General features: G+C 49.9%; 19 protein-coding genes and 1 pseudogene. 3 read left to right on the forward strand and 17 right to left on the reverse strand.

All coding sequences use genetic code 11. The annotated features are described in order from the left end of the window. The 7 genes from M2277_RS21820 to M2277_RS21845 all read right to left on the reverse strand — a co-directional run bounded on the left by M2277_RS21820 (position 1) and on the right by M2277_RS21845 (position 6369). Positions 1–2025: an asparagine synthase-related protein gene (locus M2277_RS21820; protein ID WP_280755512.1), complete on the reverse strand. Its 2025-nt coding sequence runs from the start codon at positions 2023–2025 to the stop codon at positions 1–3. Beyond that, positions 2022–2489 (reverse strand): lasso peptide biosynthesis B2 protein, encoded by a 468-nt coding sequence (locus tag M2277_RS21825; RefSeq protein WP_006212739.1) that lies wholly within the window; start codon positions 2487–2489, stop codon positions 2022–2024. Before M2277_RS21825 ends, M2277_RS21820 begins: the two co-directional genes overlap by 4 nt. Further along, complete coding sequence (locus M2277_RS21830; protein WP_006212740.1) at positions 2486–2752, reverse strand: PqqD family protein; 267 nt, start codon at positions 2750–2752, stop codon at positions 2486–2488. The genes M2277_RS21825 and M2277_RS21830 overlap by 4 nt, the downstream gene beginning before the upstream one ends. 73 nt (positions 2753–2825) lie before the next feature. Then, positions 2826–2939 carry a lariocidin family lasso peptide gene (locus M2277_RS31780; protein WP_006212741.1) on the reverse strand — a complete coding sequence of 38 codons (114 nt, stop codon included), beginning with the start codon at positions 2937–2939 and terminating at the stop codon, positions 2826–2828. A gap of 150 nt (positions 2940–3089) precedes the next feature. Next, positions 3090–3800, reverse strand: a complete 711-nt coding sequence (locus tag M2277_RS21835; protein ID WP_006212742.1) for a response regulator transcription factor — start codon at positions 3798–3800, stop codon at positions 3090–3092. A gap of 298 nt (positions 3801–4098) precedes the next feature. Then, positions 4099–5391, reverse strand: coding sequence for a homocysteine synthase (locus tag M2277_RS21840; RefSeq protein WP_063477790.1), 1293 nt, complete (start codon positions 5389–5391; stop codon positions 4099–4101). Positions 5392–5541: 150 nt separating this feature from the next. After that, the gene (locus M2277_RS21845; protein WP_280755513.1) at positions 5542–6369 is read right to left on the reverse strand and encodes an SDR family NAD(P)-dependent oxidoreductase; all 828 of its coding nucleotides are present in this window, start codon (positions 6367–6369) and stop codon (positions 5542–5544) included. Positions 6370–6625: 256 nt separating this feature from the next. Between M2277_RS21845 and M2277_RS21850 the strand changes: the two genes are divergently transcribed. Further along, a complete protein-coding gene (locus tag M2277_RS21850; RefSeq protein WP_231888096.1) occupies positions 6626–6700 on the forward strand; it encodes a DUF3949 domain-containing protein in 75 nt (24 codons plus the stop codon). 116 nt (positions 6701–6816) lie between these two features. On the opposite strand, the gene M2277_RS21855 is transcribed toward M2277_RS21850, so the two are convergent. The 7 genes and pseudogenes from M2277_RS21855 to M2277_RS21885 all read right to left on the reverse strand — a co-directional run bounded on the left by M2277_RS21855 (position 6817) and on the right by M2277_RS21885 (position 14373). Then, positions 6817–7674: an ABC transporter ATP-binding protein gene (locus tag M2277_RS21855; protein ID WP_006212745.1), complete on the reverse strand. Its 858-nt coding sequence runs from the start codon at positions 7672–7674 to the stop codon at positions 6817–6819. Then, complete coding sequence (locus tag M2277_RS21860; RefSeq protein ID WP_006212746.1) at positions 7667–8509, reverse strand: hypothetical protein; 843 nt, start codon at positions 8507–8509, stop codon at positions 7667–7669. The genes M2277_RS21855 and M2277_RS21860 overlap by 8 nt, the downstream gene beginning before the upstream one ends. Beyond that, positions 8490–9179: an RNA polymerase sigma factor gene (locus M2277_RS21865; RefSeq protein ID WP_036643512.1), complete on the reverse strand. Its 690-nt coding sequence runs from the start codon at positions 9177–9179 to the stop codon at positions 8490–8492. The genes M2277_RS21860 and M2277_RS21865 overlap by 20 nt, the downstream gene beginning before the upstream one ends. 90 nt (positions 9180–9269) lie before the next feature. Then, a complete protein-coding gene (locus M2277_RS21870) occupies positions 9270–11474 on the reverse strand; it encodes an ABC transporter permease (RefSeq protein ID WP_063477792.1) in 2205 nt (734 codons plus the stop codon). After that, entirely contained in the window at positions 11467–12336 is an 870-nt protein-coding gene (locus tag M2277_RS21875; RefSeq protein ID WP_280755514.1) for an ABC transporter ATP-binding protein, read from the reverse strand. The genes M2277_RS21870 and M2277_RS21875 overlap by 8 nt, the downstream gene beginning before the upstream one ends. A 332-nt stretch (positions 12337–12668) precedes the next feature. Beyond that, positions 12669–13529: pseudogene (locus M2277_RS21880) on the reverse strand (aldo/keto reductase); the annotation flags it as partial. Between the two features lie 49 nt (positions 13530–13578). Then, positions 13579–14373 (reverse strand): sulfite exporter TauE/SafE family protein, encoded by a 795-nt coding sequence (locus M2277_RS21885; RefSeq protein WP_006212751.1) that lies wholly within the window; start codon positions 14371–14373, stop codon positions 13579–13581. 124 nt (positions 14374–14497) lie between these two features. Here M2277_RS21885 and M2277_RS21890 point away from each other — a divergent pair, with 124 nt between their 5' ends. Continuing rightward, entirely contained in the window at positions 14498–14677 is a 180-nt protein-coding gene (locus tag M2277_RS21890) for a hypothetical protein (protein ID WP_006212752.1), read from the forward strand. A gap of 59 nt (positions 14678–14736) precedes the next feature. On the opposite strand, the gene M2277_RS21895 is transcribed toward M2277_RS21890, so the two are convergent. Together M2277_RS21895 and M2277_RS21900 are read right to left on the reverse strand one after the other, a co-directional pair. Beyond that, positions 14737–15288, reverse strand: coding sequence for a hypothetical protein (locus M2277_RS21895; protein ID WP_006212753.1), 552 nt, complete (start codon positions 15286–15288; stop codon positions 14737–14739). Next, a complete protein-coding gene (locus M2277_RS21900; protein ID WP_280755515.1) occupies positions 15285–16187 on the reverse strand; it encodes a hypothetical protein in 903 nt (300 codons plus the stop codon). The genes M2277_RS21895 and M2277_RS21900 overlap by 4 nt, the downstream gene beginning before the upstream one ends. A 191-nt stretch (positions 16188–16378) precedes the next feature. Between M2277_RS21900 and ymzB the strand changes: the two genes are divergently transcribed. Continuing rightward, on the forward strand, positions 16379–16720 hold the full coding sequence (gene ymzB / locus M2277_RS21905; RefSeq protein WP_036643523.1) for a protein YmzB: 342 nt from the start codon (positions 16379–16381) through the stop codon (positions 16718–16720). 309 nt (positions 16721–17029) lie between these two features. Here ymzB and M2277_RS21910 read toward each other — a convergent pair whose 3' ends face one another. Next, positions 17030–19069, reverse strand: coding sequence for a beta-galactosidase (locus M2277_RS21910; RefSeq protein WP_280755516.1), 2040 nt, complete (start codon positions 19067–19069; stop codon positions 17030–17032). Positions 19070–19166 lie beyond the last annotated feature (97 nt).

Genomic DNA, 19166 nt, shown 5'->3' on the forward strand with positions numbered 1-19166 from the left:
TCAGACACCTGTCATGAAGCTATGATTCTTAATTTCTTTAAACTGTTGAAGCTCGCCAACGATTTCAATATCGGCCAGCCATCTTGGACTGCGCGGCTTTGCCCTTTCCAGGACGGCTGCCTTGCCCTTGCTCATTTCCCTGAGCCAAATTTCCATGGAGATGACCATACGTAAATATTGATAGGACATTCCCAGATCATTATTCGTGTCCGACACCCGAATCAATGTTCCAAGCAGGTGCTCCCAAAATTTATGCTTGTTAATCACCTCAAGCTGATGAAGCAGGACCTCCTCCGAGCGGTCAAATAGCTGCAGCAGATTACTGCGTTCATTGAGCAAGCTCTTTCTTGCCATATGCGCATAGGACGTTTTGGTGACCCGATTATGCAAATAGGTCGGCAAAATATCTGTAAATGCCTTTCTTATCAGCATTTTGGTTCCATAATAATTATCCACTTCGCCTCTAAGCACATCATAATGCTGCTCTGTCGGCACCGAGAAGGAGAGTTCCATCATTCTGCGATCAAAAAAAGGATGCATGCTCTGCATGGATACCCCAACCGCGTCCAAATAACTGGCCCTGGGCCAGGTGTAGTCATAGTGGTACCTTTTCCCCCAATATTTGAAGGGCTTACTCTGTTTATATCGCATATAATCATCGCGTTGAGCGCTGCGTTCCCTGGCCATATGGGCTTGCGTAAAATACTCCGGCATTTCATATTCGGAGTCTGACCAAGCCAATTTGTAATACATCCTGTCGTTAACAACCGGAATAAACGGGGCTAATCCGTAAGCGGCTCCCAGTTGAATTGCCTTTCCCAGCTTCTGATCAGACCAGGCCCACAGCGTATGGAGCATCTCCTTCCATTTCCGCTGCCTGATCAACGAATCGAGCACATACTCTTCGCCGGTAAATAAAAAATCCCCGCCTTCACCCGTCAACCCGGCGTCCGTTCCGAATTCGTTGGCAATGGCGGTGTACATTTCATTAATTAACACGTTAGCCCGCGGATCAGGCCCGTCCAGAAACCACAGAGGATCCCGTCCTAGTTCGGCATTCGGCATCTTCAACGTGTTATCTCCAAGAATGATGATGGAGGGCATCTGTAAATCCTGAAACAATCTCCGCACAAGATCCATGTCATTGCTCTGTACCATATCCTCACCGGAAAAGGAAATATTCACGCCTAAAACCCGCTCCTTATGCCCACCCGCAATGGCTGCGGCAAGCACAGCTGCAGAGTCCAATCCACCGCTAACCTCCACAATCGATGTTGAATGATGCAAACGATCGCCCACAGCCTCTATCATGGCATTCCGGAACATGGGAGCTGCGTCCTGTTGAATATTTTCCAAGTTGAGCAGGTTGTGCATTCCCCAATATGTATTCAAAGTCCATCTTCCGTTGTTCCATCTTGCAATCGTTGCCGCGGGTATCTTGCAGATTCCCTTAAAGAACGTATTCGCTTCGAAATTATTCTCGCCGACAGCATATTGGGAGCTTAAGTACAGCAGGCAACGTTCGTAGTCTATATCAAACGGGATATGGTGAACATGGAGCAGTGCTCTGAGGTCGCTTGAGACAAACAATTCCTGCTCAGGACTAATCCAGTAATAGATAGGCCTTGATCCATAAACATCACTGCCGATGCATAACGTCTCTCGTTCCCGGTCCCATACGGATAATGTAAAATCCCCCGAGCTGGATTGCATCATTCCTTCCGGATGCTGGTTAAAGGTCTGCAGCAGCTGATGTCTTGTGCCCATAGGCATATGGTCTCCCCATATCTGACCGCACTGTGCATGCTTCAGCCATCCATCGAGCACACAGGCAGCCCCCAAACCCTCTTCATGAGTCTTTCTTCCATGCCTCTCATACCGATACTGAAACTCCGCCATCCTCACCGGTCCGTCACAGCCTGATGCATAGGTGGTCATCGTGTGTTTGAGCCATTCGGCTAAATTGCTCGTCCACTGACTCCATGCCGCATCGTTTCCAGAACACATCGCTATCCATATTTTCATATAACGGAAGCGGCCCACCTTTCTGCTTCATCTTTCAATTTCAGCACTCGAATGATTTGCAGATCCCCATATTTGTTTTGCGGGTCTATCATGCTGCCGTCAGGCAGCTTCACCCAGGCATGGGCAAACAATTTCTCATCTATTTTCTTCACCCCGATGTGCAGCTCAGCCTGAATACCCGAACAGAACAATATCGCTTGCGCCGTGGCAGCCACGGACACGCAAGTCGCTACGACTTGGTCCTCTTCATCCAGGGTAATCAAATACCGCCCCAGCTCATCAAGCCTCTTCGAGGAGACGGACACTTCCTTGCGGCGAATGGCATTCTCAAAAAAAGGAAACAACTGCACAGCAAGCTGTCGATAGGATTGCAAGAAATCGCCGTCTTTGAGAGCACTGCGGATCAGGGAGTGAATGACCAAGGCGTATAATTTATCGTCTGATTTTCTTCGGAAGTTCATCATGTGTCTACCACAACCAAACGTTTTGCCGTCAGCTCCTCCAAGGATTGGGTTAATAGAGAATTCAGCTCGTCTTCCGCTTGATCATAAATCGTCTTCCATTTTTCCAGAATGGCGGAAGTCGTGACCGGACCTTGCGACAGCTCATTCCATAGCGCCATTGCCGCTCCCTCCAATCCGAAGTATTTCCCTTGATTCATATCCAAAAGAACAACCTCTTGGTCATGTACCGTCGTATAAACCTCTTCTTTTTGACTTATCATCATAAGGAACTCACCTCAACAAGCTTTAAATTAGACAATGAGAGAGTGAACGTCACTCTCTCATTGTTTTCAAACCTTATCCTTTTTTCACGCCAAGGCCGTTCTTTCCATCACCTGGCTTGTTCTTCTTGGCAAGCGTCAGATTCATAAAAGTGCCGTATTCTTTGATTTGACCAGCTTGAAGTTTCATGAGTCTTTCCTCCTTTCCTAATCTATTCATAAAGTGAAGTTTACAATTATTAGAATAACAAACCATTCTATTATTTCTAATCCGTGAGTTTTAATCGTGGAATCCAACCGGATTGACCAGGTCGAGCATGGACATTATGCTAAAAACCCCCTAAATAAAATTCAGGGGGATAAGACCTAATATATTGAAAGCGGAATAGAATTGGGATCGGATTTCGTCAAACAACAGCAGTCCTTTTTTGTTGGCAACTTGCGCAGCTTCCCTGCGATTTTTGACCTGAAGCTTGCGGTTGATGCTTGTCACATGGTTATCAATCGTTTTTTCTTCAATATTCAGAATACGATGAATTTCAGACGTTGTCTTTCCTTGATAGACGTAACACAGAATTTTTCTTTCTTGCGGGGTAAGAAGTTTGCTCCATAGTTCTTTTCTCTGTCGTTGGAATTCCCTTCGGATCGCTTGTGCCGATGTATGGTGAATGCCCAATGTATTCGCATGCGCTTCTCTGATGAGTTTCGTTATTGCACGACTGCAAACAGCCGATTTGACAACATAATTCACAGCTCCGTGCAGATAGGCATCCCAGATAACGCGATCTTCCTCCACCGAGGACAGCACAATTATTTTAATGTTATCATTAATATCGATAATGCTATCGATTGCTTTGAGCACTTCCATATCATTATCAGCATTCATGTTTATAACAATGACTTCCACTTCCAAGCACTTGATCATCTGCAGTTCGATCTCATTCCCGGAAAGAACGCCGATCAGTACAATATCCCTCGATTGTTCAATTGTAAGTTTTATGCCATCGATCCACTCGGGATCATCTTCGATAAGCAGGGTTCGTATCTTCATGATGGTTCACCTCTTCTAATTTATATGATTTTGAAATTCGATAGCGACACTCTCAATATATAAAATAATTTCCATGTAAGTATATATTTGTAATTCTCATTTCATCATAACATCAATATGACATGTCATCAATCCATTCCGGACAATCGGCGCTCTGACCGTCTCCCCCATCGGCATTGACTCTCCTGACTTTTCTCCCTATCCGGCAGGTCATTCTAGAGATAAAAACAACAAAAAGGCACCTTCCTTCAAAAAGGAAAGTGCCTTTGATTCTATTATAAGGTGGTATTAACAACCTCTACTTCTGGCTTGCCGCAATGGCTTGCTCCAGATCATAAAGAATATCGTCAATGGATTCGGTTCCGATGGACAGACGCAGCAGTTCCGGATTCACGCCCGCTGTCAGCTGCTCGTCTTCGGTCAGCTGTTGGTGCGTGGTGCTGGCCGGATGAATAATAAGAGACTTGGAGTCGCCAACGTTGGCAAGGTGGGAGAACAGCTTCACATTCTCGATCACCTTCTGCCCTGCTTCAGCTCCACCCTTGATACCGAAGGTCAGAATGGCGCCTTGGCCCTTTGGCAGGTACTTCTGCGCCAGCTCGTATGACGGATGACTCGGCAGCCCTGCATAGCTCACCCATTCCACCGCCTCGTGACTCTCCAAATACTTGGCAACCTTCAGCGCATTCTCGCTATGCCGCTCAACGCGAAGATGCAGTGTTTCCAAACCTTGCAGCAGCAGCCAGGAATTAAATGGGGAGAGGGATGCGCCGATATCCCGCAGCAGCTGGACACGCGCTTTAATAATATAAGCGATCGGGCCTACGGCCTCCGTATACACAACGCCATGATAGCTTGGGTCCGGCTCCGTAAGCCCAGGGAACTTGTCGTTTGCCGTCCAATCGAATTTACCGCTATCAACAATAACCCCGCCGATGGAAGTACCGTGACCGCCAATAAATTTGGTGGCCGAATGAACAACGATATCCGCTCCAAATTCAATCGGACGCAGCAAGTACGGGCTTGGGAAGGTATTATCCACAATCAGCGGAATACCGTTCTCGTGCGCAATGGCAGCCACGGCTTCCACGTCCAGCACGTTTCCTTGCGGATTGCCAATCGTTTCTGCAAACAATGCCTTGGTCTTGCCATTGATGGCCTTACGGAAATTCTCCGGATCCGTGGAATCCACAAAGTGCACCTTGATGCCCAGCTTCGCCAGCGTATTGGAAAATAAATTATATGTGCCGCCATACAAACTGGAGGAGGAAACAATTTCATCACCGGCACCCGCTATGTTCAGAACGGAGAACGTAATCGCTGCCTGCCCGGAAGATGTCGCCAGTGCACCGGCACCGCCTTCAAGCGCCGCAATCCGCTTCTCAAACACGTCCGTGGTCGGGTTCATAATACGTGTGTAAATATTGCCGAATTCTTTTAGTGCGAACAGATTAGCCGCATGCTCACTGTCTTTAAACCCGTAGGAAGTCGTCTGATACAGAGGCACAGCACGTGATAAGGTGGTCGGATCAAGCTCCTGACCGGCATGAACCGCTAAGGTTTCAATGGAAAATTGGCGTTCTTCTGACATGGGTGTTTCCTCCCTTTTCTTCATATGGAAAGTATTATGAATTCATAATTGCTCCCATTCTCTCATACTTTCCATCGTTTGAAAAGAGTTATAACCAACTAATTTCATCGGAATATAATAAATTATTTCAATCACCTATGTGGGCTTCCATCATTCCTTCTCTTTCTTATAGACCTTGCCCCATCCGTATCCTGCCTCGGGAGACGTATCTTCCGGCATGCCGGGCAGAATCAGACCGCCGTCGATACGGAGATTAATCCCGGTAATATAGGATGCCGCATCCGAACACAGCCAAGCGATTGCTTCACCGATATCCGATGGCGTACCTAACCGTCCCAGAGGGATTTTGTTACCCAGCGGCTCATCCTCTGCCGACTGTCCCGGCTTATGGACAGTCGCGCCCGGAGCGACGCAGTTGACGCGGATGCCGTGCGGCGCCCACTCCAACGCCAGCGATTGCGCCGCACGTATGAGCGCTGCCTTCATGCCGCCGTAGATGCTGTCCTTGGGGTAGGCCCTCTCCCCGCGGGAAGAGGTAATGAAAATAACATTCCCCGGGATCTCCTGTGCCATCATTTCCCTGACAGCATATTTGCTGAGCAGCATCGGCGCTCTAAAATCAAGATGAACGGTCATGTCCAGCGCATCCTCCTCAAGCTCCGTCAGCTCGTCATAAATGCCGATCCCCGCATTGTTCACCAGCAGATCAATCCGGCCAAACTCTTCAACCGTCTTGCGGATCGTGTTCTCCGCTTCACTGCGGACGGTGAGGTCGCTTTGAATAATGAGCGGCTCCTTGCCATAGATGTGGCCGATATCCTCTGCTACGTCCAAGATGCCGTCTTTGCTTGAATTGTATGTCGTCGCCAGCCGGTAACCTTTCTCAGCCAGTACCTTGGCAATCCCTCTTCCGATTCCTGCACCTGCTCCTGTAACTAACGCCACCTTCTCCAAGCCTTGATTACCTACGGTTCCCATCACGTTCTCTCCCTTCAGATTTCATCCTCTCATGCCACGGTGGCTTGCCGTGGATTAAACAATGATGCTCATCCTGCCTAACCTTCCTTACCCTGTTCTGCGAGGGATGATTGCTTTTCCGAGATAAAATCCGAATGAAGAGCCATTCCATTCCCTGAATAGTTGATCATGATTCCCGTACAGTAGTGCTATTTGCACGCATTGAAGAGTTGCTCCCCGAAGTCAAGGGGTCGATCAAGAAGCGTATAACACCAACATGTCCTTTCAGGAAGAACAGCTGCATTACATTACGCAAGGATGGCTTTGGCCTTCCTCCATGGTTGCCTCATGACACTATACTGAAGGCACCGGGACCATAAAGCGTCCAAATGAATTGTCGCTGATGGATGAAACGCAAAAAAATCATCGCCCTTTTTGGGCGATGATTCTCCAAGATCCGAGCTGCAGTCAGCCGCGTCTGGCTAAAGCGTTCATATGTAGGAAAAAAGTGTCCTCCAGCGTCGGTGCCTTCTCCATAAACTCAGCACCCGGCTGCTTTTTCCCCATCAGCCTGACTCTCATGTTAGTTTCCGTCATTTGAAAGTGAATTAACAGTTCCTGCGGGATCCGTTCGAAGGCCTCAAGATCAACCTCTCCCTCCCAGACGCTGGAGGCAACATTCAGCTTCCATTGGCTCGGGGAACCAATATATCGAATGCGCCCGCGATGAACCCAAATCACCGTATCTGCTGCCTCTTCCCATTCATTCAACTCGTGGGCAGCAACGATGACCATTCGGCCGCGCGCATATTTAGTAAGATAGGTGATAAGGAATTTGCGCTCCTCTGCATCCATGCCGTTCAGGGGTTCATCCAGGAACAGAAAGGACGGCGAAGCAATAAGCGCCTGTACGACGGCAATCCGCCGCTGTACTCCTTGCGATAGATTCTTGACCTTACTCTTGCGAACAGGCTCCAGCCTAAAGTCCAGCATCAGCCGGTCGATGGCTTCCGGGTTATAGATGCCTTTCAATTCCGCCATATAGGTCAGCAGCTTGCCGACCTTCATATCCCCGTATAGCTCGATATCAGCCGGAACATAACCAATTTGGCTCCGGATGAGCGGAAGATGGTCTCCTGCCTTGCGCCCACTATACAGAATTTCACCTGCGTCGGGAGCTTGCAGCGTGGCCAACAGCTCGATCAGCGTTGTTTTTCCCGCGCCGTTCGCTCCGACAATCAGGTTCAAGCCGGAATGAATCTCCGCTTTCTCGATTTCAAGCCGATACGTTCCGGCCTGACGTTCCAGTCCTTCTACCCTAATCATTAGCGGTTCTCCAGGCTCCGTTCAATTTCAGACTGCGGCCGTAGGAGGAGACAAGCAGGATCAATCCGATAACAAGCAGGGTCATATCCGTCAGCATTTTACCGCCCATCGATACCCCGTGATCGATAATCTGGCCCTGGATGACAATCCACATGCCGTAGACCAATACGGCAGAGATCAGCGATACCACCATCCCTTTGCGAAAGAGCATATACATCGCAGCACCACCCGTCACCAATAGAATCCCCATCCACTCCAGAATAAAGGGTCCGAATAAAAAGTGAGAGGTCTCCGCCTGGATGGATCGAAGCCCGAGGGCAAGCGTGCTCAGCAGCGCCATTCCGATGACAATGCCGGTCACAAGCAGCAGCCGGGTATACAGAACAAGTGCCGGCGGGTATGGGGTTAGCGTCTCTACAGCTCTCATCCCTTTATCCCAGGTTCGGCTGCTGAACAGCATGGATACGATCAACAGCAGGGGCGTGATTAATGGAAAAATGCCGCCAGGCAATCCGGCAAACTGATCCAACGGGTATTCCGGGTCAATCAGCAGGACGAGCATGCAGAATACCGCCCCGGCTGTGAGCAGGATGGATCTTTGATTCAAACGAATCTGGCTCCGTAGGATCTGTTTCAATGAGGGCGGGTCCACCTGTGGATTAAAATCCAGCTTGGGGGACTCGGGCTCAATCTTGAGCTGATTGAACTCTCCCTGAAGGGACGCAATGAGTTGGGCCGTCTCATCCGGTGACGGCGATGGAAGGGCAGCTCGTCTAAGGGGACCCCGCAGCTCGTCTTCAAGTCTTCTCAATTCGTTATCGAATGGATGATCCATGGAGATACACCTCACTTTCTTTTACTTTGCACTGCGAATCTGACTCTTCCGATTTGGAGCGGCTCCTGACCTGTTCTTGAGGACTTTTCTCCCGTGTCCGCTGGCGCGGATTCACGGGTACCAAATCGGAATGCTCCATGGACAACGTTTTCTTTAACTTTCTTAAACCGTTATATAGATGTGTTTTTACCGTACTTAAGGGGAGGTCAACCAGGTCTGCGATTTCCTGCAGCTTCAGATCATGAAAGAATCGAAGGGATATGACTTCCTGTTGTATATCGGGCAGGCTCTCCAGCGATGCGGCTATCTCCAGTGATGTCTCCTGCCTCTCCACAAGCTCCTCGGCACCGGGTGCAGGATCGTATGCATCAGGCATCTCCTCGCCTGCAAGCCCCTCAGACCTGTACGATGCGCTCTTCCAGTAATCCTTGCACATATTCAGGGCGACGCGGTATAACCAGGAGCGAACATGTTCCAGTGTCCCGTGCTGGTTCAGATGCCGTATGAGCCGGATAAAGGTTTCCTGAACGATATCTTGAGCCTTCTGCCTGTCAACAAGCCGCTGGGTTGTATAACTGAGCAGAGGTCCATGGTACCTGGTCACCAACATTTCGAATGCTTCCTGGTCGCCGGCCGCCATGCGTTCGGTCAGCTGCTGATCAGAAATCATGCCTTCCCCCCCTTTCTATATGCATTTCTAATCTTCCCATTTTATCTATTTCTCAATTATAACCGACCGTGTGCATGTGCATAGTCGTCATTATTTGACATTCATCATGGCATCCCACTTTTGCTGCCACTCCTGGTATGTGATCGGTTTCTCCGGGTCCAGGAATTTGTTCCGCTCGGTATCGGGCAGCCTCACCCCTTGTTGGTAAAAATGCACCAGCAGTTCTTTGACCTGGTGCCCTCTGCCCTCTTCCAATGCCCTTCTGACTTGCTTGGCCATGCTGATGCCGATTTTGTTCTGAGGGTCGCTGCCGTCCCCGTTTTTGAATAGCAGCTGCTGTACCGAACGCAAATTGAGATACGCCGATCTTAATTCCTTATCGCTGAGCCCTTTCTCTTCAATGTAATACACGTACCAGAACAGACTGCTGATCTTTCCGCGCACATCTCTCTCTGGATGTTCATAATAATTATAAATGGCACCCTGGTTGCCAAACAGAATGGAATTCATCCACTCGCCTGACAGATTGCTGATGTTATACGTGTATTGGTGAGAGGAAAGAATCAACGAATGGTCTACCCGAGGATATCTAAATCCTTGGCCCAGATACAAAATCTTGTCCACGCTGCCTTTAAACTCGGGTACCCATTTGGCAAAATAGTCGTATTTTTTCTTCAGATCACGCAGCATCAATTTTGATGTTTTCTCCAGATACGGGGTTGTCACAACCATGATCGGAAATTGATTCAAGCGAATCTCCCTCCAGAACTTGCCTCCGTACAGGGAAACATTCTGTTCGGTCCCCTGGACCTCAAACCGCTGATAGCCCGGCCTTCGTTCCAGCTCCTTCATCCCCGTATACAAGGGAACCGGGTAACCTTCCACCTCCAGCCGCATATCGCCGAAAGAATAACGCATGACGCCGTATTCCCCGCCAAGATACATTTCGGTTGGCCGATTGTTTTCCTCCGGATTCTTCAAGTACACATTCTGATGCCCGGGCAGCGGGTACCAGGCCATATGTCCCTCCAGCTTAACTTCGGGTCCCACACTATAGGCGGCAAATTCTTCGCTGGAGTATCCGGGCATAAAATCCATAACATGACCTCTGTATGTCAGCTCTGCTTGAATGTCGTTTCCATTCGCAACGCCCGCCATACTTACCGAAATCCGCTCTCCTTGTCTGCGATATGGAGCGTCCACTCCCTGGAGCTGGACACGGTCCAGCTTGAACATCCGGTTCAGGGTCAGCGGAAGCTGCTTCTTACCCGATACTTCATCAGAGAGTGGTATATTCAGCCTCGCCGTAACCAGAAGTTCATCATTCGGCAGTCGTTTCAGTTTGATATCGTAGGAGGAAACCCTGTAAATCGATCCGATTTCCGTATCATTAACATAGGAAACCGAAGGGTCCTCCAGCCTGTTATCAATTTGGGCATATCGTTCCGACCAGATCGTACTGTAAGGTACCGCGGCAATCGCTGTTAACACAAAAGCGCCGAGCACGGCAACCCAACCTGCCCTCAAGAGCATCGTTGGACGCCTGCGGTTTAACAAGAACAAACACACGGTAAGCAGCATGAGGGTGAAAGCCAGCACGAACCACCGGGCCAGCTGTATATCCTCGGTTAACAAGCCGTATCCCCAATTCTCATACTCATACCGGTTGGACTGCAGAAAAAATTGATTGAGATGGAACACTTGAGCCGGAAGCCATTTCAGTTCGCTGATGATATAAATCTCCATGAAAAAAGTTCCAAACATCCATGCACAGAAACCGATCAAATAAACAATCCGATTCGGAATGCTCGCTCCGAGAAGCATCGCGAGCGCCAGAGTTACCATATAGGAAACTTCATACTGCACGGCAATTTGCATCGTGTGCATGATCGCAATTTCACTGGCAATGCCTTTGCTAACCGACAGGATGTAGAATATAACCGACGTGGACAGCGTGAACAGGGAAAAGTACAGCAGGCTCACCACGTATTTCGATGACAACAATGTAAAGAAGGGTACTGGCAAGCTGTGATTCCATTCGAAGGATCGGCGGCTGATGTCTCTGCGGATGGACAAAATGCCGATCAGCATAGCCGGGCCCAGCGTCATCGTATGGCCCAGCATATGGAAGGAATACGCAGCCGTGTACAGATTATGGTCTGCCCCGTTGCCGCTGGCCGCTTGCAGCATCATGACGATAAACAAAACGGCATAGATGATTGGCATTGAGGCAAACAGAGGATTGCCAAACAGGAGCCGAAGTTCCAGGAGGCTGTGCCTCCACCATTTATGCATGGCGATCCCTCCGCAGCAAGGCCAGATAACCGTCTTCTAAAGAAGGATCAGCCGCAAACGCCCCTTCAACCGGCGCAGTTGGACTGATAAAGCGGCACAAGATGCCTTCCGGAACCGTTCGGGTGGACACAACGGACATGGGATCAATCAAGGCAAATTCGTCCGGGCTCATCACGGCTTCCCATACTTGCCCTTGACCGCAGGCCTGTAGTTCAGCCAGGCTCCCTGTCATGACCAGCCTCCCCTTGTTCATAACGGCGATACGCCGGCAGTTGCTCTCGATGTCGGCTACGATATGGGTTGACAGCAGCACGGTCCGGTTGATGCTAAACCGAGTCAGCACGTTACGAAACCGGACACGCTCCTGAGGATCAAGCCCGGATGTCGGCTCGTCAACGATCAGAACGTCCGGGGATCCTAATAGCGCTTGGGCAATGCCCAGCCGCTGCTTCATTCCTCCGGAGTATGTGCGCACTTTCTTGTCGGCCTTCTCTTGGAGATTCACCATCTCAAGCAGCCTGGAGATTTCCTTCAGCCTTGCGTTTCGATCGGTAATCCCCTTCATAGCGGCAACATAATCCAGATAATCCCTGCCAGTCAACTGCGGGTAAATATGAAAGTGCTGCGGCAAATAACCGATCATCTGCCGAATATCCTCAGGCCGTCCAAGCGATATCCCGTTCATTCTTACCTGCCCGGAGGTTGGAGACAATAAGGTCGACAGGATACGCATCAGCGTTGTTTTGCCAGCGCCATTGGGTCCCAGCAGACCGGTCATGCCTTTATCAAATTGTAGAGAAACATCCAAGAGCGCCCATGCGCCCTTGCGATAGGTTTTGGATAGATGTTCAATGGTAATCATTCTAGAATCCTTTCACCATTTACGATTATGGGATAAGCCCGCGCGGTTTACGTTAATTGGAACGAACCGCCTTCTCAAAAAGTTTGAATTTTTACCGTTCTAAAGCCAATTTATTTATAAGGTGCAAAAAAGCCCGTGATCCTAAAAACGGATTGCGGGCATAATCTAATGGGTTCTGATCTTATTAGTATAACATGCAGCGGCAATGTTCATCCGCATTCCTTCAAGGCGTAAATATTTCACGTCCCAAATGATTAACGGGATCGATCATTCATGTGCTGTTTGCGTTACCGGTGCGCTTCATACTGGTTCGCGCGGGTTATAGCCTGAATCGTCTGGATATCTTGCGGCGACAGCTTCTCCACAGTACCTGCAGCAATATTATGCAGCAGCTGTTCAAGCGAGCTTGCGCCGGGAATCGTGCAGGCAACGGCGGCATGGCTTAACGCATAGCGAATGGCCGTATGAGTCAGATCCGCGCCATTTCCATACTCTTCAAGTCTCTTCAGAATGTCCAGCAGCTCATTTTTGCTGTAGTCCAGGTAACCCTTCTCTGCCTTGGATTGGCCCCGATCCGACAAGATCCCCCGGGCAACGGGACCCCGCGCAATGGCGGAAATCCCATTCTCCGCCAGCAGATCGAGCACCTCCTCCTCCGGTCTCCGGTCCAGGATGCTGTATTGGCTCATGACACTGACGATATTGGATTTACTCACATATTCACGGATGACATTCGGACGGATGGACGAAATCCCGTAATAGCGAATCCATCCTTCCCGCTTCAGCTCTTCAAAAGCTTCGATCGTCTCTTCCACCGGATCATCCAGCGTTCCTCCATGGAGCTGATACAGATCGATATAATCCGTACCCAGCCTGCGAAGACTGTCCTTGACGGCGGATTTTATGTAATCTTTGGAGGGGTCCCATACCCAGCCATCCTGACCTTCAACACGCCGGTTGCCTACTTTGGTAGCGATAATGACATCCTCTCTCCGGCCTTGAACGGCTTTGCCGACCAGTTCTTCATTACGACCCTTATCGTACAAATCCGCCGTGTCCAAGAAATTCACGCCCTGATCAAGCGCTTCATGAATCAGCTTCACCGCTTGTCCTTCATCCGTTCCCAATGACATGCAGCCCAGCCCAATTTCGCTTACATACAATTCTGAAGATCCCAGCTGATTGGTTCTCATGTTCGATATCCTCCTCTTATTTATGATGAATAAGGTTCTACCCCTTTACTTACCCTAAAATATCGATCCAGATCTTGAACGCCGTTACCGCAATGAGAATCGCCAAGGCATATCGCAGCAGACGAACATTCAGCCTGCGGCTGATCATGGCGCCGATAGGCGCACCCAGCAGGCTCCCCACAACGGCAAACAGGGAAGGCCAGAACGGAATGCCGCCTGAAACGATTTTGCCAATAACACCGCCGACCGCAGACAGAAATACGATAGCAAGTGAGGATGCAATGGTGATCCGAGTCGGTATTTTTAGAACCGTGAGCATAATGGGGATGAGGATAAAGGCGCCTCCGGCACCAACGATCCCGGCAATGCCTCCGACTATGAACGCGGCTCCCATTGCAATCCCTGAATGATAGGTAACCTCGCTCACCGACCTCTGTTCCATGGACGCCCGTGTCGGCACAATCATTAATAACACAGCGATAACCGCCAGGAAACCGTAAACGACGTTGATCGTTCCGCTGGTCATCAGCATCGATGACAGGCTCCCGATCAGACTGCCTACCAGCGTGCTGGCCCCCATCTGAATAACCAATGGCTTGTGAACGTATGACTCACTTCCGCGCGAACTCATCCGGTTGGTTATCATGCCTGACAATGAGGCGAAAAATACCTGAAGCATGCTAATGGATGCCACTTCCTTGGAAGTGAAAGCCTCCAATCCAAACCAGGAGGGAACATACAGCAGCAATGGGAAATTAATGATAGCCCCGCCAATACCCAGCAGCCCAGAGAAAAAGGAACCAATGATACCTATAAAGATCATGACTACAAGCTGCACTATCAAGGTGATCGATCTCCGTTTCATTTGATATCGTTTTACGGGCACATTGCTATTGAATGTACCTCGTTGTTGATTTATAATAAAACCCAAGTATTTATATCGGAAATCAGGGAGGTGTGTGGCGATCATGTTAAACAAGCTGAAATTTCTCTTCCAGGACCGATGTCCTGACTGCGAGCAGAAGCTGATCTCCAAGCAGGAAGACATGGCTACGATCAAGCATTGCCCGGATCACCACTACACCGAGGAAATATATAATCAGTTGGGCGTTACAATTGTTTATCATCCCAGTAAAGACAACAGTTAAATCAGCCTAAACCCGGCATAAACCATCCCAATCGCTCATACCGTCTCTAATCCATTTACTTACTCAATCCATTCCCCTCCCGCTGATCTAACGAGAAACAGAACTGTAATTTCAGCAACCATCACCAGAAGTGAGCAGATGAAAATAACAGACATCATATCCCCCGAATCCAGATTCAGCATGAAGGGGTACAGGATAAGCAATAACAGCTGCCCAGCCATAAACAGGTGCAGCCGGAAGCGGGCTTTCCTATCCAATTCGGATTCCGTGCCTGTATAATGAGCTTGAATCCCTCTGCAAATACTGTAAATCAATGCCGTATGCAGGAGCACGGCAGGCAGTAGAATGAACAGGTTCTTAACCGATTGCATGTGCACGCTGTCCATTGCGACCTCGGGGAACCAAAATAATGAAGCCGCCGACCACACCAGCAGCAGCCAAGCCGACAGATGTCCCAGCCTAAAATATCCGTTCAATCGCTGCAGCCGCCATAACCCTGAGGCAATCAGCAGATACCCCAGCATATCGGGCAGTATATCCACCATTTCAACCTTCAGATCGATGAGTACAAAGAGCAGCCCCCAGAGTATACGATACCAAGCGCTTCTCATAATCCCTTCCTTCTTTCGCGGACATATGCCGTCATTTCTTTATCGGTCGGACTTGGATGATAAGGTATGATCGTATCTTCCTGCCAGGTGCCCTGACCTTCCTCCGTAAACGTTGTTCTCAGCATTAACTGATACACTTGCATACTCTTCTCACGAGACGGCATGTTAAATTGATGGCTGATCCTAAAAGAGTCCCCTTGATTCATCTTCGCTGGAAGCTGTATCTCCTGAATAGGCATACCGCTCTGTTCCATCTGTGACTCCGGAGGTAGCGGGCGGTAACTTGTACCCGGCCCTTGACCCGAGATATCGGCATAGATTTGCAAAGCTCCTTCTTCTGCGATATCCAGAAACTTCGAGGAGAACGCTGTTAACTGAAGCGGCCGCTTGATGACCGCGGAGTTGTTTCCCGAGTGATCCGACGAGGATCCACCGGAGGTCCACTCCACGGGTTTGACTTCGTTATATGTGCCAGGCCAAATGTAAATTTCTCCTACATCCACCTGTTCCGAGGTTCCATCGGAGTAAAGCGCGGTGATCTCGCGGACAAGCACTGGCTCCTTAAGCAGCTCTTCCGCCACGCCCTGCCCTCGAGCAGGGTTATTTAAATTCACCATCATTTTCCCTAGATACTGCCTTTGGTACTCTGCATATTTGGGGTAAGGTGTCACGATCTGTTCAGGGTAACCCTCGATCTGAATGGTGCTCAGGGTCTTATCGGCTCGTTTGTCCTCTATATAATACAAGTCAAACACGTGCCCTTCCCTATCCGATGTCTCAACATGATGCGCAAGGAATACCGTTCTTCCCAGTTGGTTGGCTTCATAATACCAGACATTTCCGATCCAGCTGCAGGCAACCAGCAGGATGGCGAGCCCATAATACCACTTCTTGCTCATGGCCCCTCCTTATGTATCAAGCGTTTGTTCTTATTCTTTAACTATATTAACACGTAAATATAATAAGGGGGTTTGCACAGCGTTAATTTTTCGGTGCGTTTCTCCGGAGGGGCTCTCGAATTGAAATTTGAAATAAGGAGGCCGATTCATGGACAGACTATTTGAAGCAATCGAAATCAAGGAAGGTGTCCATGATGAATCCATCCATCGAAGAAATTACGAATTGGCTTGAATCCAAGAGCAGCCACACCCTTCACATATCCAAGGAAGAAGACAAAGATCAGGACCAGATTGAATTACAGCTGGAACGATTGGAGCATCATCAGCATCAGGAGCCGTCCATTGACGGTTATGGGGATCGCAGCGCTTTGCTGCTGCACGGTTCCGGTGTTGTCATGACTGCGGGCCACACAGCACCGCTGCCAACCAACGCCTATGTCATCGGGCTGGATGGGCTTAAAGCTGCGGAGATCCACGACAATCATGTCGTGCTCACAACGGAGCGTGGTACTTACACCATCAAGGCAACCTGACGCAGCCGAATTGAAAAACGCCAAGAACCGCCAGCATGATTCATCTGGCGGTTCTTTTAGGCTGTTTGCACGCTGGTGCTCAAACGAACGAAAAGGTACATAAAAAGGCTACACAACATCCCTATTCTCGCTTGAATCTCCACATATGTTTCTGGACATCTCCTTGCATCGCAGGGATGGCCAATCCCGCGTCTGAACGGCCCTCGGTCCCAGCATAAAGCGATGGGCCGTTACGCGCTGGCACTCAGCCGGCAGTGCAGGCTTCTGCCACCTAACCAGAGTCCCATTTTTTTATCTTCCTGGACCTGTTTAAGACTGGGCAGCGGACCGTTTCAGGATCATAACGTCCCTTCCCGGAATCGTAACATGACCTGAAACCTGCCGGTTGCTCAGAAGATCGAATAGCTTGGCAGAACCTGCATCAAACGTCATCTCTTCGGCGTTGTGGTTCAATACGAACAGGTAGGAGCTCCCATCCTTCACCCGTTCCGCAACCTCTACCCCGGTTGGTGTATTCAGCAGCGGCTTCTCCCCCTGCTCTTCGCACAGATTAGCAAGAAAGCCCTGCAGGAACTTCGAATCCGGGCTGCTGGCTACATAATAGGCCAGTCCCTCTCCAAACCTATTCCTGGTTACAACAGGAGTTCCTTTATAGAAATCAGAACCGTACCCAGCCAGAACCTCCGCTGTCTCCGCATGGATGACATCGCACAGCAATCCACATGGATAACTTCCACGCAGTGATCCCCATTCCTGATTCCATTCGATCTGATTGTGCTGCCCAGGAAGCAGGGCATCGATCTCTTCAGCCCAGATTCCCATCACGTGGCGCAGCTCGCCGGGATGACCTCCAAGGGTCACAAGATCGTTCTCGTTGACGATGCCGCTGAAGAAAGTGGTCACAAAGGTTCCTCCCCGGGATACGAATTGCTCCACGCGCCGGGCTACACCCGGTTTCACCATATACATTACGGGCGCAATCACCACATCATACTTGCCCAGATCCTCTTCAACACCGATGATATCAGTCTGAATATTCAACTGGTACAGCGCATCGTAGTATTTATGAACCTCGTCCACATAGTTCAGGGCTTTGGAAGGTCCGCTTGAAAGCTCCAGCGCCCAGCGGTTCTCCCAATCATATATAATCGCCACCTTGGCGTTCGAGCGGGAGCCGAGCAGCTGGTCTCCGAGCTGCTGCAGCTCTGCGCCCAGCTCCGAGCATTCCCGAAAGACGCGGGTATGCTCATGCCCCACGTGCTCAATCAAGGCGCCGTGGAACTTCTCGCAGGCCCCCACGGAACGGCGTAGCTGGAAGAACATCACCGTATCCGCGCCATGGGCTACAGCCTGGTAGCTCCACAATCTCATCACGCCGGGGCGCTTCGCGGAATTGTAAGGCGACCAGTTCTGAACGCTCGGGGTCTGCTCCATCAGCATGAATGGCTGACCGCTTTTCAAGCCCCGCATCAGGTTATGGGACATCGCCGTAAAGCTTACCGGCGTATCGATTGCGGGATAGTTGTCCCAGGACACAACATCCATATGCTTCGCCCACTCGAAGTAATCCAGCTCCGGATAAAAGCCCATCAGATTCGTGGTCACCGGCATGTCCGGGGTAATCTTCTTCAGTTCATCCCGTTCGAGGCGATAGCAAGCAAGCAGGCTGTCCGACTGGAAGCGACGGTAGTCCAGCGATATCCCCTGGAAGAACGTCCGATTCCCTCCAAACTCTTCGCTGAGTGCATTCGGCACCACAATTTCGTCCCACTCGTAAAGGGTATGGCCCCAGAATCCGGTATTCCAGGCGGCATTCAGTTTATCGAGCGTCCCGTAACGCTCTTTCAGCCAAATACGGAACTGCGATTCGCAGTTATCACAATAACAATAGCCGCCGTACTCATTGGAGACATGCCAGATCACGAGTGCCGGATGGTCCTTGTACCGCTCAGCCAGCTTGCGCGCCATCAGCGCAGAATATTTGCGATACGTCGGGCTGTTTGGACATGAGTTGTGGCGCCCTCCGAATTTGCGCTTGCGTCCATCGTAATCCACTCGGAGAATGTCCGGATATTTCTTGGCCATCCAGGCCGGATGCGCCCCCGTGCTTGTTGCCAGGCAGACATGGACCCCTTCCTCTGCCAGACGATCCATAATTTCATCCAGCCATGTGAAATCGTAGCTATGCTCATCGCGCTGTGTTTTTGCCCAGGAGAATACGTTGAGAGTTGCCACATCGACCCCTGCCAGCTCAAACATCCGCAGATCTTCTTCCATCGTGGCCTTATCCCATTGTTCGGGGTTATAGTCTCCGCCATACCATATCTTCGGAACACGCTGATTTATCATAGAATTGCCTCCTTTATGAGTGTCCAATAAGAAAAACCTCAATCGATGTTGATAATCTGTCTAAAAGAAAAGAGGCACCATCCCTTGTAATCTAAGA

The sequence above is a fragment of the Paenibacillus sp. LBL genome (assembly GCF_029893715.1).
Taxonomy (GTDB): Bacteria; Bacillota; Bacilli; order Paenibacillales; family Paenibacillaceae; genus Paenibacillus_AQ; species Paenibacillus_AQ glucanolyticus.

What these genes read in the sequence shown, in the direction of transcription:
- ymzB (WP_036643523.1), top strand. Translation starts at nt 16,379, where the DNA reads ATGATGAATCCATCCATCGAAGAAATTACGAATTGGCTTGAATCCAAG.
- M2277_RS21830 (WP_006212740.1), bottom strand. Translation starts at nt 2,752, where the DNA reads ATGATGATAAGTCAAAAAGAAGAGGTTTATACGACGGTACATGACCAA.
- M2277_RS21895 (WP_006212753.1), bottom strand. Translation starts at nt 15,288, where the DNA reads ATGAGAAGCGCTTGGTATCGTATACTCTGGGGGCTGCTCTTTGTACTC.
- M2277_RS21865 (WP_036643512.1), bottom strand. Translation starts at nt 9,179, where the DNA reads ATGATTTCTGATCAGCAGCTGACCGAACGCATGGCGGCCGGCGACCAG.
- M2277_RS21890 (WP_006212752.1), top strand. Translation starts at nt 14,498, where the DNA reads ATGTTAAACAAGCTGAAATTTCTCTTCCAGGACCGATGTCCTGACTGC.
- M2277_RS21860 (WP_006212746.1), bottom strand. Translation starts at nt 8,509, where the DNA reads ATGGATCATCCATTCGATAACGAATTGAGAAGACTTGAAGACGAGCTG.
- M2277_RS21835 (WP_006212742.1), bottom strand. Translation starts at nt 3,800, where the DNA reads ATGAAGATACGAACCCTGCTTATCGAAGATGATCCCGAGTGGATCGAT.
- M2277_RS31780 (WP_006212741.1), bottom strand. Translation starts at nt 2,939, where the DNA reads ATGAAACTTCAAGCTGGTCAAATCAAAGAATACGGCACTTTTATGAAT.
- M2277_RS21900 (WP_280755515.1), bottom strand. Translation starts at nt 16,187, where the DNA reads ATGAGCAAGAAGTGGTATTATGGGCTCGCCATCCTGCTGGTTGCCTGC.
- M2277_RS21870 (WP_063477792.1), bottom strand. Translation starts at nt 11,474, where the DNA reads ATGCATAAATGGTGGAGGCACAGCCTCCTGGAACTTCGGCTCCTGTTT.
- M2277_RS21825 (WP_006212739.1), bottom strand. Translation starts at nt 2,489, where the DNA reads ATGATGAACTTCCGAAGAAAATCAGACGATAAATTATACGCCTTGGTC.
- M2277_RS21875 (WP_280755514.1), bottom strand. Translation starts at nt 12,336, where the DNA reads ATGATTACCATTGAACATCTATCCAAAACCTATCGCAAGGGCGCATGG.
- M2277_RS21910 (WP_280755516.1), bottom strand. Translation starts at nt 19,069, where the DNA reads ATGATAAATCAGCGTGTTCCGAAGATATGGTATGGCGGAGACTATAAC.
- M2277_RS21820 (WP_280755512.1), bottom strand. Translation starts at nt 2,025, where the DNA reads ATGAAAATATGGATAGCGATGTGTTCTGGAAACGATGCGGCATGGAGT.
- M2277_RS21855 (WP_006212745.1), bottom strand. Translation starts at nt 7,674, where the DNA reads ATGATTAGGGTAGAAGGACTGGAACGTCAGGCCGGAACGTATCGGCTT.
- M2277_RS21840 (WP_063477790.1), bottom strand. Translation starts at nt 5,391, where the DNA reads ATGTCAGAAGAACGCCAATTTTCCATTGAAACCTTAGCGGTTCATGCC.
- M2277_RS21845 (WP_280755513.1), bottom strand. Translation starts at nt 6,369, where the DNA reads ATGGGAACCGTAGGTAATCAAGGCTTGGAGAAGGTGGCGTTAGTTACA.